Origin of the sequence: Methyloversatilis sp. XJ19-13, from assembly GCF_024580155.1 — a bacterium.
GTDB lineage: Bacteria > Pseudomonadota > Gammaproteobacteria > Burkholderiales > Rhodocyclaceae > Methyloversatilis.
This window is the reverse complement of the sequence record NZ_JANINH010000019.1, coordinates 41,324-55,038: the sequence shown is the minus strand read 5'-3', so window position 1 is coordinate 55,038 and position 13,715 is coordinate 41,324. Positions and strand designations below refer to the sequence as shown.

The window sequence follows — 13,715 nt, the reverse complement described above, 5'->3', positions numbered from 1 at the left end:
GTCCATGATCTCCTTTGTGGACACAACATTGAGGTGCCCGAGTGCGGGCGATGATTACGCGCTGGATCAGGGAAGGGAAGACGGCGGCGGTCGGACGCTTACCGTTCTTCCGCGTTTGAAGAGTGACATTCAACTTTCTCCTTTCCAAAAGTCACTCGCAACGCTTGCCGAGAGCCAGCATAGAGAGACCGCAGATAGTCGGCAAGGTCGATGTCGATGAACACCCAGGAGCGCCCTGCCTTCGCTCCGGGTATGACGCCGCGCTTGGCCCGGCGACGGACTTCCTCCGGGTGCATCTTCAGGAAGGCAGCAGCCTCAGCGAGTGAAAGGGTGCGCACGGCCCGTCATCCTGAAAATGAGGTTCAGCACTTCATCCAGACAGAAGCGACGGACCGCGAGCGGTTGTCTATTGATGACGCACATGCAGGCATAGAACAGCTTGGGGTCGTAGCGGTGCGGAAGCACGTCGATATGCGATGCTTTCGACACCAGATGGAGCAATTCGCCGAACGCCCAATCCAAATCATCCTCGGCCAGTAGGGATAGATCGGTCATACGTCACCCCCACCGACAACCGGCAAGTAGAGGCGAGGCGGGACACCTTCCATCGCGAGTTTTGAGACGATCAGTTCAGGTGGATATTCGAGAACCTTCCAAAGCGTCCAGATCAACTTGCCGTAGCTGCCCCTGCAATGCTTCAGCAATGAGTCGAGGTTGATGCAGGCGGTAGTGGAAAGGGTTCGAATGCGGCACTGGGTGTCGGATATCCAAGCAAGGCACGGGTATGCGGTCGCGAGGTATGCGCCCGGGGTTACAAGCACCTCATGCGGGATTACCCGGTCCTTGTTGTGCAGTTCCAGTTCCCAGCGAACCCAAGGACTGTCTGGCGAGCCAAGCTGTTTGCCCTTCTCATAGACGCGTAGAAGTTTGCCGCTCTCACGACTGCCGACGTAGAGGGTCTTGCCGCGCTGCGAATCGAAATCGTCGATGTACTCCGCCTTGGGCGGGCGGCCGTGATGGCTGTTGAAATCGCCCGCCAGATAGCCGGCAACGGCACCCTTGATGTCGTGGATACCGAGAAGATCGTCATGGGTCAGACGACACGCGTGATCCGCGCTTGGAGTGCTTGTAGCAGTTCATAGACTGCCTTCCAGTCCTTGACCGCCGTACAACCCGTGCCGGAAATCGATAGAAACGATGTGCCGCCCACAGAGCCGCCACCAGTCGCGAAGATCCCGAACTCGCGACCAAGCTCCCATGACATCTCGTAGTTGAGATGCCCGCGCTTTCGATTCCTGCTAAGCCCGAAGCCGAAGGCTTCGCGCAGACGTGAATCAAGCTCTGTGATGGACGTGGTGCTGGTGGGACTAAACTTGAATGTGACGTTGAGCCAATCGACGAACGCGGCGGCTCCGTTGGCCTCTTGGGAGTGGTTTTCCCCCCGTATTACCAAACGGGGGGATGTGCCGTCCCACTCTTCCGGAACGTCCCCATCCGATGACAGAGCACCGTCCAGCTGTGGCGGTGCGTACAAGTCCGCATCCGGCACAGCTGGACGGTGCTCGGAGGACTCGGCATGTAAGGCGAACAGATGCGAGGGGTTTTCCATACCCCCAAGAGTAAAGGGGTACTGAAAGCCCTGCCAAGGGTTTTGAGTACCCCTAGACCAAATCACGGCGTTGAGCTTTGAGCTCTTCGTCCTTGAGCTCGCCGCTAACCGCTTTCCAAAAATTGCCGATCTGCTTGGCGATCGCGTACCCGCGGGAGCGCGAAGCACTCGGCCCCTCTTCCGGGAACAGCTCACGAACGTTGATGTTGAGAATCTCTTCGTACTTCCTGAGCGTGCGCTTGTTGTGAATCAAGACGAGCGGCTTCCAGCCTAGGTGATGCCCTAAATGGAGCATGCCAATCGCAGCCTCAAGCTCATCGAACGTACCCTTGAAAGCCGCGAACGCATCGCGCTCGATCCGGTACATCTCCTGGACTTGCTCAGGAGTGAGTTCGGCAAGATTGGAGCGGTTCTTCTCGAAGTCAGGGCCGGTGTATGGCATAGCTACTCTTTCAACGCCGTAAGCCACTGACAATACTGCAGGGAGGGGTAATCATCAACCTTCTTTGAGGCTTGTGCCGTGAGAGGTCACAGGGCAACGAGCGACACGCGTAATCCGCACAACTCCACAGGTACCTCCCGCCGCCCCTGCCTCTGCAGGGCCGGGCGGCGGGACCCTCCTATGGATTTGTGCTACCGACTTTATGAAGTTAGACTCATGCAAAATACGTTTGCAGTATATCAAAAGGCAAATAGAAGGATAATAAATGCTGCATTATTTTTACTATGTTCCAAGAAACTCAATAATTAGATTTCTGACGAGACTTCGCTCTTATTTCTGGTCGCACAAACTTATTTTTGCGTACTTTTGGGCAGCATGGATAAGCATTTTTCCGTCGCTTCTAACCGCCTATTATTCTTCGGATAAATTTAGCTCAAAGATTCGCGCAGCGGTACCAAAAATTGCTGATTTTTTAGATGAAAATATAGTCTATGCAATGATTTTATCAATCGTTATTTGGGTACCTATTTCATGTTTAATTCGCTCAGTGATCGTTAAATCATTGAGAACTGAACCAATAAGCTGGGAAAACGCCCCTCAACTAGTGCTCAAAGCCTTAGATGGAATCGTGGGGTACAAAGAAAAGAGATTTGTTGAATGCCATCAGTCGTTTAGCGAAATAAAGAAGCGTGGAGAAGCCATCACAGCAGACCGGGTTTTTAAGGAAATAACAAATCCAAAAGCGCAAATTAATCGAATCGTCGAGGCCATTCATCACACGTTTGGGTTTCTTACACAAAAGCCCGGAAGCCCAGTCGGAAATATAACAACAAGCTTAGCGTTCATTCAAAATGGAGTTTTGAGGGACTTTATTTGCAGCTTTCCTGCAAATCACAAAATAAGCGCATTCGTTGGAGGCCTATCGAATGAAAACTCTACAATAATGACATGCTTCAAGAGCGAACGATTAATTGCGATAAGCAGCGTTCTTAACGAAAAAACGAAGAAAACGCCACGATACGTAACCGTGTGCAAAGAAAATGACGACGAAGACGGGAGTCTCTTGTGTTACCCTATAAAGTTGACTAACTTGGACGCAGACGTAGTCGTGTCAATTTTTCATCCAGAAGCAGGGGTGTTTGACGACCGCTTCCGTAACAAGTACAGAGAAGTTCTTGAAACTTTTGCATTGCGCATACGTCTTGAGTTTGCTTTATTGGATCTGAGGAGGATCGTCGAAAATGAAGACACGCCAACCTGAGAAAACCGATGATTGGCTCTTTAAGCAGCTTACGTCCAAGGACAACGGTACTGTGCAGATCTCAAACGCCGATCTAGAGCGTAGCGCCGCCAAGCTAGGCCGCGCTGTGAATGCCTACAACAGCGCACTTGGCCTCGGGACTATGTTGTTCGTGCCGTCTCGCCGAACGAAACGGTAGGTTTTTCTGTGCCACAGTTGTGCCAAACAATGGTTTGAAGAGGTTGCTTAAGACTTGAATGAGTCGCTCTGACTCTGACGGCAAACGTACAAGTGACTGAAACTAAAAACAATTACAAACTCTTAACTGACTCTTAATCCGTAGGTGGAGTGTTCGAGCCACTCACAACCCACCAGCACTCAAGCGGCCCGCAGCGATGCGGGCCGCTTTTTGTTTCCGGGTTCCGTCAGACGCTCAGCGCTCCCCCGCCTGCGGCACCTTCAACCCCACTGCGACCACATTGCCGGCGGCGTCCATGCGGCGCACGGTGAGCTGGATGGCGCCGACGCTGACGCGGTCGCCGACGACGGCGCCGCGGCCGAGGCGGAACAGCATCAGCGTCTTCAGGTCGAGTTCGGCATCGTCGGGCGACAGTTCGAAGCCGTAGTTCAGTGCGAGGTCGCCGGCTCGGCAGCTGGGGTCGACGACGAATTCGCCGAAGAAACCCGCGTGCGCACTCAGGCCGCCGGACACGGCGCCGAAGGCGCGGGCGATCGGTTCGGCGAGCGCTTCCGGCGCGGCGAACCACACCGCGTCGCCTTCGGCCAGCCGGGACGCCGGCTGCAGGCGCACCAGGCGCTGGACGCGCGTGACGGCCACGCAGCGCACTTCGCCGGGTTCGCCAAAGTCGGCCGCGATGTCATCGGGGTGGCGTCCTTCGGCTGCGGAGCCGGCACCGACGAGATATTCGAGCAGTTCCAGCGCGGCGTCGCCGCCGACCCACACTTCGCGCCGGTCCACCGGCTCGTCGCGCGGCGGCACTTCGACGCCGAACACCCGTGCAGCCGCTGGCACCGTGGCGCCCTGCACCAGCAGCGACAGCAGCACGACGGCGAAGGCGACGTCGAACAGCAGCAGCGAATCGGGCACGCCCATCATGACCGGCACGATGGCCAGTACGATGGGCACGGCGCCGCGCAGCCCGACCCACGAGATGTAGGCCACCTCGCGCACCGGGTAGCGGAAGGGCAGCAGGCCGGTGGCGACCGCGAACGGGCGCGCAACCAGGATCAGGAACACCGCCATTGCCATCGCTTCCCAAGCATGGTCGAGCAGGTGCGACGGCGTGACCAGCAGGCCGAGCACGACGAACATGCCGGCCTGCGCCAGCCAGGCCAGGCCGTCCATCACGCGCAGCACGTGTTCGGTCGCGTGGCTGCGCCGGTTGCCCACGATGAGCCCCGCTATATATATGGCGAGAAAACCGCTGCCGTTGAGCAGGTTGGTGGCGGCGAAGATCAGCAGACCGCCGGACAGGATGAGCAAGGCATACAGGCCTTCGGCCAGCTTGAGCCGGCGCAGCAGGCGCGCCAGCACCCAGCCGCCGGCGAGGCCGGCCAGTGCACCCAGCCCCATCTGGCTGACCAGCATCAGCGCGAAGCGCAGCGGGCTCGACTGTTCCGGGTGCAGCAGCATTTCGACCAGCATGGTGACCATCAGGATGGCCATCGGGTCATTGGCGCCGGATTCGATCTCCAGCGTGGCCTTCACCCGCTGGTTCAGGCGCACCCCGCTGTTGCGCAGCAGCGCGAACACGGCTGCGGCGTCGGTCGAACCGACGATGGCGGCCAGCAGCATGCCGAGCCGCCAGTCCACATCGAGCAGCCAGGTAGCGAACAGGCCGAGCGGCAGCGCGGTGGCGACCACGCCCCAGCTGGCCAGCACGGCCGCCGGGCGCAGCGCCACACGGAAGGTTTCGGTGCGGGTACGCAGACCGCCGTCGAGCAGGATGACGGCGAGCGCGAGCTGGCCGACCAGCGTGGCGGTCGTGAAGTCGCTGAACAGGATGCCGCCCGGCCCGTCCTCGCCGGCCAGCATGCCGACCACGAGAAACAGCAGCAGCAGCGGGAGCCCGAGCCGGGTGGACACGGTGCTGCCGAGCACGCTTGCAAACAGCAGCAGGCCGGCCAGCAGAAGATATCCGTTGATTGCGACCATGCGCCGAAACTATCACGGGATGACGGCTTTGCCGCGCCGGATGGTCATCCGGCATGCGTAGGCGCCATCACTCCACCGGGTCACGGCCGCTGGCGCCGCATAAGCTTGCCGTAAGGTAAGCACCCTAGTATCCGGCACGCAGCAGTAAAGGGCGCCCGGCATCACGGTCAGAAAAGCTCCGGCACAAAAGCCGCGGAGCCGGGTAGTTCAAAAAACATCGGAGGAGAAACACCCATGGAAAAAGGTAACAGTGGCTACTGGCAAGCCACATTGGGCCTGCTCACCAAGATCCTGATCGTCTGGTTCGTGGTGTCGTTCGGCGCCGGCATCCTGTTCGCGGACGCACTCAACGGCATCAAGCTGGGCGGCTATCCGCTCGGATTCTGGTTTGCACAGCAGGGCTCGATCTACGTCTTCATCGCGTTGATCTTCTATTACGCCAAGAAGATGGGCGACATTGACCGTCAGTTCGACGTACACGAGGATTGATGCCATGGATCTGCAAACAACCATCTACATCGGTGTCGGCCTGAGCTTCGCGCTCTACATCGGCATCGCCATCTGGGCTCGTGCAGGATCGACGAGCGAGTTCTACGCTGCCGGCGGCAGCGTGCACCCGGTCACCAACGGCATGGCGACCGCAGCTGACTGGATGTCGGCTGCGTCCTTCATTTCGATGGCCGGCCTGATTTCCAACATGGGTTACGGCGGCGGTCTGTTCCTGATGGGCTGGACCGGCGGTTACGTGCTGCTGGCCATGCTGCTGGCGCCGTACCTGCGCAAGTTCGGCAAGTTCACGGTGCCGCAGTTCATCGGCGACCGCTTCTACTCGAAGTCGGCCTCGATGGTGGCCGTGATCTGCCTGCTGACTGCATCGATCACCTACATCATCGGCCAGATGACCGGTGTGGGCGTGGCGTTCTCGCGCTTCCTCGGCGTGTCGTCGGAAGTGGGCATCTATGTCGGCATGGGCATCGTGTTCCTGTACGCCGTGTTCGGCGGCATGAAGGGCATCACCTACACGCAGGTCGCGCAATACATCGTGCTGATCCTGGCCTACACGGTGCCGGCCATCTTCATTTCGCTGCAGCTCACCGGCATGCCGATCCCGCAACTGGGCCTGGGTTCGAACATGGTGGGTACCGACGTGTCGCTGCTGAGCAAGCTCGACATGGTCGTGACCGATCTGGGCTTCGGCCAATACACCACGACCACGGCGGGCTCGACGCTCAACATGTTCGTGTACACGCTGTCGCTGATGATCGGTACCGCCGGTCTGCCGCACGTGATCATGCGATTCTTCACCGTTCCGACGGTCAAGGACGCACGCAGCTCGGCCGGCTGGGCGCTGGTGTTCATCGCCATTCTCTACACGACCGCTCCGGCTGTCGCGGCGATGGCCAAGCTCAACCTGCACGGCACGGTCAATACGGCTGTCGTCAAGGGCGGTGACCTGTACGCCGAAGAGTCGAGCATCAAGGCCGATGATCGTCCGGACTGGATGAAGCGCTGGGAAAAGACCGGCCTGCTGAAGTTCGAGGACAAGAACGGCGACGGTCGCATCCAGTACTACAACGACAAGCCGAAGAGCGAAGAAGCGGCGGCGAAGGCCGAAGCGGCCGGCTGGAAGGGCAACGAACTGACGGTTAACGCCGACATCATCGTGCTGGCCAATCCGGAAATCGCGCTGCTGCCCAACTGGGTGATCGCACTGGTGGCTGCGGGTGGTCTTGCTGCGGCGCTGTCGACCGCTGCCGGCCTGCTGATGGCCATCTCGTCCGCCGTGTCGCACGACCTGATCAAGAACATCTTTGTTCCTGACATCAGCGAGAAAAACGAACTGCTGGCAGGCAAGATCGCCATGGCGGTGGCCATCGTGATCTCCGGCTGGCTCGGCCTGAATCCACCCGGGTTCGCGGCCGGTACGGTGGCCCTGGCTTTCGGTATCGCGGCATCGTCGCTGTTCCCGGCCATCATGATGGGCATCTTCTCGAAGAAGATGAACAAGGAAGGTGCCATCGCCGGCATGCTGGCAGGCCTGGCCATCACGCTGTTCTACGTGTTCGCGCACAAGGGCATCTTCTTCGTGAAGGGTACCGAGTTCGTCGACATGATCGGCGGCGCGAACAGCTTCTTCGGCATCACGCCGGAAGCCTTCGGTGCCGTGGGCGCGCTGGTGAACTTCATCGTTGCCTTCGCGGTGGACAAGGTGACCAAGGAACCGCCGGAGCACATCCAGCACATGGTCGAAGCCGTGCGCATCCCGCGCGGTTCCAAGGCGGTGGACGGCGCGCACTGAGCACGCGGTTCATGCTGACCGGACCATCGGCCCGCTGCGCGGACTGATGGTTTAATGTGAGGCCTCGCCGGTCCTGCCGGCGGGGCCTTTTTTCTCCCGCATCCGCCGCGCAGACCTGCCGGCGGAGCAGGTCAGGAGCCCGACATGGTTTTCGACATCAGCGTCGCAATGACGTGGATATTGTTTCTCGCGCTGTTCCCGATGGCCTTTTTCTGGCTGCGCCGCGCCTGGCGCATCATGGTCAAGCGCGATTTCTCGGAAGTGGCGATCAAGCGCGGCGAGCCGCCGGCCGACGCCGCGCGCTGGGCACCCTATGAAATGACGATCAACCTGGTGGCCGGCATCGTCGTGGTGTTTGTCATCCTCGGCGTGGTCAGCGGTTCGCTGTCGTATGAAGTCTGGTCGGCCATCGCCGGCTCGACCATCTGGTGCAAGTTCTTCGCCAGCTTTGCGCTCAGCCGGCACGCCCACCTGCAGACCGGAAAAAAGACGGCCTGAGCCGGCAGCACCGGGTCTGATCCAGCGCAAGGCGCCGGCCTTTGCCGGAGGCTAGAGTGCAGCCTACAAGAGGCCCGCCGGACCCCGCGCGGGCTGCAGAAGGAGGAGATCACGATGACGCATCGCATCCTGATTGCGGTCGACGACCCCAATATGCGGATGTCGCTGGAATTCATGTTCCGGCGCGAAGGCTTCGACGTTTCAGTCGCACACAATGACGCGGCCACGCTGGCCGCCGTCGCGGAGCAGCCGCCCGAGCTCGTGCTGCTCGACCTGAATGCCGCCGGCCACAGCAGCTTCGACGTCTGCCAGGCGCTGCGCGCGCAGGACGCGCCGTCCGGTCCGCGCATCGTGCTGCTGAGCGCGAAGGGTCGCGACACCGACATCGCCAAGGGCCTCGCGCTCGGCGCCGACGCCTATCTGACCAAACCCTGTCCCACCCAGGCGCTGCAGCAGCAGGTGCGCGCCCTGCTCGACGTCACCGCGTGAATCCGCGCAACCGGCCGGATCGGCGCGTGCTGCTGGCGCTGGCCGCCCTGGGCGGCGTCATGCTGCTGTGGGCGGCGGTCACCGTCGCCCTGGTGTGGTCGACGCTGGAGCCGGCCGGCCGCAGCGCGCTCGGTGAGCTTGCCGACAGCATGGCGGCGCTGGGCGGCCTGACGCTGCTGTTCGTGCTGCTAGGCGTTGCACCCGGCCTCAACGCGCTGGTGCGCCATTACATCAAACCGCCGGCGCGCCTGCTCGAAGAAGCCCGCACGCTGCTCGGCACCGACGCGACACGCGCGCCGAACGCGCACGGCACACCCGACAACCGCGCGCTGGGCGAGGTCATCCTTGCGCTGGCGCAGCAACGCGACGCCCTGCGCGCCGACGTGGCACAGCAGGTGCGGGAGGCGAGCCGCTCGATCGAGCAGGAGCGCAGCCGGCTCGCCGCGCTGATGTCGGAACTGACGCAGAGCGTCGTGGTGTGCAACCTCGACGGCCGCATCCTGCTGTACAACACGCGCGCCCGATTGCAGTTCCGCGCGCTGTCCGATGCACCGGGAGTAGCGTCGGGCGCCGAACTGATCGGGCTCGGACGCTCGATCTACACCGTGTTCGACCGCAAGCGGGTGGCGCACGCGCTGGAGAACATCCAGCAGCGCCGGCAGCGCGGCGTGGCCAGTCCGTCGGCGCAGTTCGTCACCACCACGCGCGCCGGGCAGTTGCTGCGCGCCCAGATGACCGCGGTCACCCGTGCGCCCGACGACGGCGACGGCGCCTCGATCACCGGTTTCGTGCTGATGCTGGACAACATCACGCGCGAGTTCGAAGAAGAGTCGGCGCGCGATGCGCTGCTGCTCGCGCTGACCGAAGGCAGCCGCGCGTCGCTCGCCAGCATGCAGGCGGCGATCGACATGCTCGACCTGCCCGATCTCGAGCCGGCGATGCGCGAGCGCTTCCAGACGGTGATCCGCGACGAGATCGGCGCGATGGGCGCGCGCCTGCACACGCTGGCCGACAACGCCGCAAAAGGCATCAAGACGCGCTGGCCGCTGGAAGACATGCTGGGCGAAGACCTGCTGTCGGCGGCGCAGCGGCGCATCGACGTGCCGGGCGGGCTGCGCGCCGGGATCGAAGAAGACGATGACGGCGGCGGTGCGCTGTGGCTCAAGGTGGACAGCTTTTCGCTGCTGCAGGCGCTGGCCTCGCTGGCCGAGCGGCTGGCCGACGAGTACGACATCCGCAGCGTGAGCCTGCGCCTGGGTCGCGCGGCGCAGGCCGGGCGGGCCCACCTCGACCTGATCTGGCAGGGCCAGACCATGAGCACCGAAACCATCATGGGCTGGCAGATGGACGACATGGTCAGCGGCGGCGAACGCTCGCCGCTGTCGGTGCGCGACGTGGTGGAACGGCACGGCGGTGAATTCTGGCTGGAGCGCGAGCGGGTGCGTCACCGCGCCTTCTTCCGCTTCCTGCTGCCGCTGGCGAGCGAGCGGGAACAGCTCGACGCGGCCGAATTGTTCCCGCTCGGCAGCCGGCCCGAGTATTACGACTTCGATCTGTTCCAGACCAGCGAATCCGGCTGCGCGCTGGCCGACCGTCTGCTCACCGAACTCACCTACACGGTGTTCGACACCGAAACCACCGGGCTGAACCCGGGCGGTGGTGACGAAATCATCCAGATCGGCGCGGCGCGCATCGTCAATGGCAAGCTGCTGCGGCAGGAAAGCTTCGAACAGCTGGTCGACCCGCAGCGGCCGATTCCTGCATCATCGATTCCGATCCATGGCATCACGCAGAACCAGGTGGACGGTCAGCCGACCATCGCCGCCGTGCTGCCGGCCTTCCATGCGTTCGCGCAGGACACCGTGCTGGTCGCGCACAACGCCGCCTTCGACATGCGCTTCCTGCAACTGAAGGAAGCGGCCACCGGGCTGCGCTTCGAACAGCCGGTGCTGGACACGCTGCTGCTGTCGGCGCTGGTGCACCCGAATCAGGAATCGCACCGGCTCGAGGCCATCGCCGAACGCTTCAACATCACCGTCATCGGCCGCCACACCGCGCTCGGTGACGCCATCGTCACGGCCGAGGTGTTCCTGCGCCTGATTCCGCTGCTCGCGGAAAAGGGCATCCACACGCTGGGCGAAGCGCGCGAAGCGGCGCAGCAGACGTATTACGCGCGATTGAAGTACTGATCGGTCGTCGGAACGGCTGTCGGAGTTGCGGGCGGATGCGTCGCACGCGGGTCGGGCGCATCCGCAACCACATAGCCCCGACTCAAAGCGTCGACCAGCCCGCGTACCGCCGGCAGCAGGCCGCGGCGCGACGGAAACACCACATGTGCGATGCCGCTGCGCGGTGCCCAGCGCGGCAGCACGTCGATCAGGCGGCCCGCTTCGATATCGTCGCGCACCATCATGGTCGGCAGCTGCGCGACGCCGACGCCGTGCAATGCGGCGCTGCGCAGTGCCGACAGGTCGTCGGTGACCAGCCGGGGCGTGTGCGCCACCTGGGCGCTGGCACCGTCCGGCCCCTGCAGATTCCAGCGGTGTTCGCGCTGCGCCGGCCCCCAGGCGACGCTCGGCAGCGCCGACAGGTCGGCCGGCACGCACGGGCCGGCCAGTGGCTCGACCAGGCGCGGGTGCGCAACCAGCCGCTGGTGGCTGTCGCCCAGCACCTTCATGACGAGATCGGTGTCTTCCAGCGGCGGAAAGCGCACCCGGATCGCCAGGTCAAATCCTTCGCGGATCACGTCCACGCGGCGGTTCGTGCTTTCGACGTGGAGCTGCACGCGCGGGCACTCGGCCATGTAGCGCGACAGGATGTCCGCCACCTGGTATTCGAGCAGCGCGGTCGGGCAAAGGGGTCTGCCGACACTCAATCGCGCTTCGCGCGCGAGTGCTGTTGCCCCCCGATCAAGGCGTGCCGACGCTGGCTGACTGGCCGTCAGCCGAGGAGGTACAACGCAGAGCTGGGGGCAACAGGGCTCGCGCCCTCCGGGTTTGCAGTGAGCACCTTGCGGACTGCGTTGCCGCTCCTTGCAGAGACAGCCAGTCTCTCCTGCGTCGCGCGCCTTGCCCGCAAGGTGCTCATTGCAAACGCGAAGCGCGATTGAGTGCCGGCAGACCCCGGCCGCACGATGCCCTGCGGCTCGGCGCGCGTGCGTTCTATCGTCTCCTGCGCCGCTTCGGCTTCGACCCGCATCGCCACGCAATGCCCGTAATAGGCCTGGCCGATCTCGGTCACCGCGAAGCGCCGCGTCGAGCGCTGGATCAGGCGTACGCCGAGGCGCTCTTCGAGCAGCGCGATGCGCCGGCTCAGTTTCGACTTGTGCATGTCGAGTGCACGCGCGGCCGGCGCGAAGCCGCCGTGCTCGACCCCCCGGGTGAAGAAGTACAGATCGTTCAGATCCTGCATTGCAGTGGCCATCGCACCCTCCATCGTTCCACTCATGGAACGCTGAAGTGCCATTTTGCCGTCTAGTGCATCGATTGTCCTGAATCTAGTATTCACCTCAACGCAGCACGCTTCCGGCGGAACGCTGCCAACGAACGGGAGAAACACCATGAAGAAGATTTCAGGTCTGTACAGCGCACCGAAAGGTCACTGGGTCGGCGACGGCTTTCCGGTGCGTTCGCTGTTTTCGTATGACTCGATGGGGCGCCATGTCAGCCCCTTCCTGCTGCTCGACTACGCCGGCCCGGCCGAATTCGAACCGTCGGACACGCCACGCGGCGTCGGCCGCCACCCGCACCGCGGCTTCGAAACGGTCACCATCGTCTATGCCGGCGAGGTGGCGCATCAGGACTCGACCGGCGCCGGCGGCGTCATCGGCCCGGGCGATGTGCAGTGGATGACCGCCGGTGCCGGCATCATCCACGAGGAATTCCACTCGCCCGAATTCACCCGCCGCGGCGGTCCGCTGGAAATGGTGCAGCTGTGGGTGAACCTGCCGGCGCGCGACAAGCGCGCCACGCCGGGCTACCAGCATCTGGCGAAGACCGACATTCCGGTAGTCGAACTGCCCGGGGGCGCGGGACATCTGCGCGTCATCGCCGGCGAGTACCTTGGCCATCGCGGCCCGGCCCGCACCTTCACGCCCGTCGAGGTGTGGGACCTGAAGCTGAAGGCCGGTGCGAACCTCGAACTGACGGTGCCGGACGGCCACACGCTGGCGCTGGTGGTGCTTCACGGCCTGATCCGCGCCAACGGCAGCCAGCCGGTGCGCGAGGCGCAGATGGCGCTGTACCACCGCGAGGGCAGCACGTTTTCGATCGCCGCCGATGCCGACGCCAGCGTGCTGCTGCTGGCCGGCGAACCGATCGACGAACCGATCGCCGGCTACGGCCCCTTCGTGATGAACACGAAGGAGGAAATCCGCGAAGCCATAGACGACTTCAACAGCGGCCGCTTCGAGACGGCCGCGACGACCTGATCCGTTTCATCCCCTGCGCGCACCGGGCGCGCAGGGCTCACACCGCCCGACGCCTTGCAGGCTGACGACCCCCAACCGCAAGGAGAACGACATGAACAAGCCCTACAGAAAGCTGGACAAGGACAACGCCGTGATGCTGCTGGTGGACCATCAGGCCGGTCTGCTGTCGCTGGTGCGCGACATCGACCCCGACAAGTTCCGCAACAACGTGCTGGCCACCGCTGACCTGGCGAAATACTTCCAGCTGCCGACCATCCTGACCACCAGCTTCGAACAGGGCCCGAACGGCCCGTTGATGCCGGAGCTGAAGGAGATGTTCACGGACGCGCCCTACGTTGCTCGGCCAGGGCAGATCAACAGGGGGCTGTTCTCGGTCGGTTTGTCCAATGCGCCCTGGGCTGATGCCCTTCAGAGCAAGGCGCAGAGACGCAGACTGACTGGCCGTCAGTCAAGGATCTGCAACGCAGCTATGGAGGGCATCAGCCCAGGGCCCTACGGGTTGGTGTTTAGAAGGCTGCGCACTGCGTTGGGGG

At 62.7% G+C, this 13,715-nt stretch carries 14 protein-coding genes and 2 pseudogenes; 8 read left to right on the top strand and 8 right to left on the bottom strand.

The window, feature by feature from the left end; genetic code table 11:
• Positions 1–98: 98 nt before the first annotated feature.
• The 5 genes from NMQ14_RS17635 to NMQ14_RS17620 are packed head-to-tail and all read right to left on the bottom strand — an operon-like array spanning position 99 to position 2,078.
• Positions 99–296 (bottom strand): hypothetical protein, encoded by a 198-nt coding sequence (locus NMQ14_RS17635; protein ID WP_257098186.1) that lies wholly within the window; start codon positions 294–296, stop codon positions 99–101.
• A gap of 19 nt (positions 297–315) precedes the next feature.
• Positions 316–555 carry a hypothetical protein gene (locus NMQ14_RS17630; protein WP_257098182.1) on the bottom strand — a complete coding sequence of 80 codons (240 nt, stop codon included), beginning with the start codon at positions 553–555 and terminating at the stop codon, positions 316–318.
• Complete coding sequence (locus NMQ14_RS19870; protein ID WP_373457207.1) at positions 552–1,097, bottom strand: replication initiation factor domain-containing protein; 546 nt, start codon at positions 1,095–1,097, stop codon at positions 552–554. Before NMQ14_RS19870 ends, NMQ14_RS17630 begins: the two co-directional genes overlap by 4 nt.
• Positions 1,094–1,609 (bottom strand): hypothetical protein, encoded by a 516-nt coding sequence (locus tag NMQ14_RS17625; RefSeq protein WP_257098181.1) that lies wholly within the window; start codon positions 1,607–1,609, stop codon positions 1,094–1,096. Before NMQ14_RS17625 ends, NMQ14_RS19870 begins: the two co-directional genes overlap by 4 nt.
• Positions 1,610–1,661: 52 nt before the next feature.
• Entirely contained in the window at positions 1,662–2,078 is a 417-nt protein-coding gene (locus tag NMQ14_RS17620) for a hypothetical protein (protein WP_257098180.1), read from the bottom strand.
• A 238-nt stretch (positions 2,079–2,316) separates the two neighbouring features.
• Between NMQ14_RS17620 and NMQ14_RS17615 the strand changes: the two genes are divergently transcribed.
• Positions 2,317–3,312, top strand: a complete 996-nt coding sequence (locus NMQ14_RS17615) for a hypothetical protein (RefSeq protein WP_257098179.1) — start codon at positions 2,317–2,319, stop codon at positions 3,310–3,312.
• Positions 3,313–3,724: 412 nt separating this feature from the next.
• Here the strand turns inward: NMQ14_RS17615 and NMQ14_RS17610 are convergent, their stop codons facing one another.
• Positions 3,725–5,467: a potassium/proton antiporter gene (locus NMQ14_RS17610; protein WP_257098178.1), complete on the bottom strand. Its 1,743-nt coding sequence runs from the start codon at positions 5,465–5,467 to the stop codon at positions 3,725–3,727.
• A 234-nt stretch (positions 5,468–5,701) separates the two neighbouring features.
• Here NMQ14_RS17610 and NMQ14_RS17605 point away from each other — a divergent pair, with 234 nt between their 5' ends.
• The 5 genes from NMQ14_RS17605 to NMQ14_RS17585 all read left to right on the top strand — a co-directional run bounded on the left by NMQ14_RS17605 (position 5,702) and on the right by NMQ14_RS17585 (position 10,942).
• Entirely contained in the window at positions 5,702–5,956 is a 255-nt protein-coding gene (locus tag NMQ14_RS17605) for a DUF4212 domain-containing protein (protein WP_069039023.1), read from the top strand.
• 4 nt (positions 5,957–5,960) lie between these two features.
• Complete coding sequence (locus NMQ14_RS17600; protein WP_257098177.1) at positions 5,961–7,766, top strand: sodium:solute symporter family protein; 1,806 nt, start codon at positions 5,961–5,963, stop codon at positions 7,764–7,766.
• A gap of 144 nt (positions 7,767–7,910) precedes the next feature.
• Entirely contained in the window at positions 7,911–8,264 is a 354-nt protein-coding gene (locus tag NMQ14_RS17595) for a hypothetical protein (protein WP_069039021.1), read from the top strand.
• Between the two features lie 114 nt (positions 8,265–8,378).
• Positions 8,379–8,753 (top strand): response regulator transcription factor, encoded by a 375-nt coding sequence (locus NMQ14_RS17590; protein ID WP_257098176.1) that lies wholly within the window; start codon positions 8,379–8,381, stop codon positions 8,751–8,753.
• The gene (locus NMQ14_RS17585; protein ID WP_257098175.1) at positions 8,750–10,942 is read left to right on the top strand and encodes an exonuclease domain-containing protein; all 2,193 of its coding nucleotides are present in this window, start codon (positions 8,750–8,752) and stop codon (positions 10,940–10,942) included. Before NMQ14_RS17590 ends, NMQ14_RS17585 begins: the two co-directional genes overlap by 4 nt.
• Here the strand turns inward: NMQ14_RS17585 and NMQ14_RS17580 are convergent.
• Positions 10,921–11,628 (bottom strand): LysR substrate-binding domain-containing protein, encoded by a 708-nt coding sequence (locus NMQ14_RS17580; protein ID WP_257098174.1) that lies wholly within the window; start codon positions 11,626–11,628, stop codon positions 10,921–10,923. The two genes, NMQ14_RS17585 and NMQ14_RS17580, sit on opposite strands and share 22 nt — an antisense overlap.
• A 249-nt stretch (positions 11,629–11,877) precedes the next feature.
• Positions 11,878–12,164 (bottom strand): annotated as a pseudogene (locus NMQ14_RS19765) (LysR family transcriptional regulator); the annotation flags it as partial.
• Between the two features lie 148 nt (positions 12,165–12,312).
• Between NMQ14_RS19765 and NMQ14_RS17570 the strand changes: the two are divergent.
• On the top strand, positions 12,313–13,182 hold the full coding sequence (locus NMQ14_RS17570; protein WP_257098172.1) for a pirin family protein: 870 nt from the start codon (positions 12,313–12,315) through the stop codon (positions 13,180–13,182).
• A gap of 91 nt (positions 13,183–13,273) precedes the next feature.
• Positions 13,274–13,715 (top strand): annotated as a pseudogene (locus NMQ14_RS17565) (hypothetical protein); the annotation flags it as partial.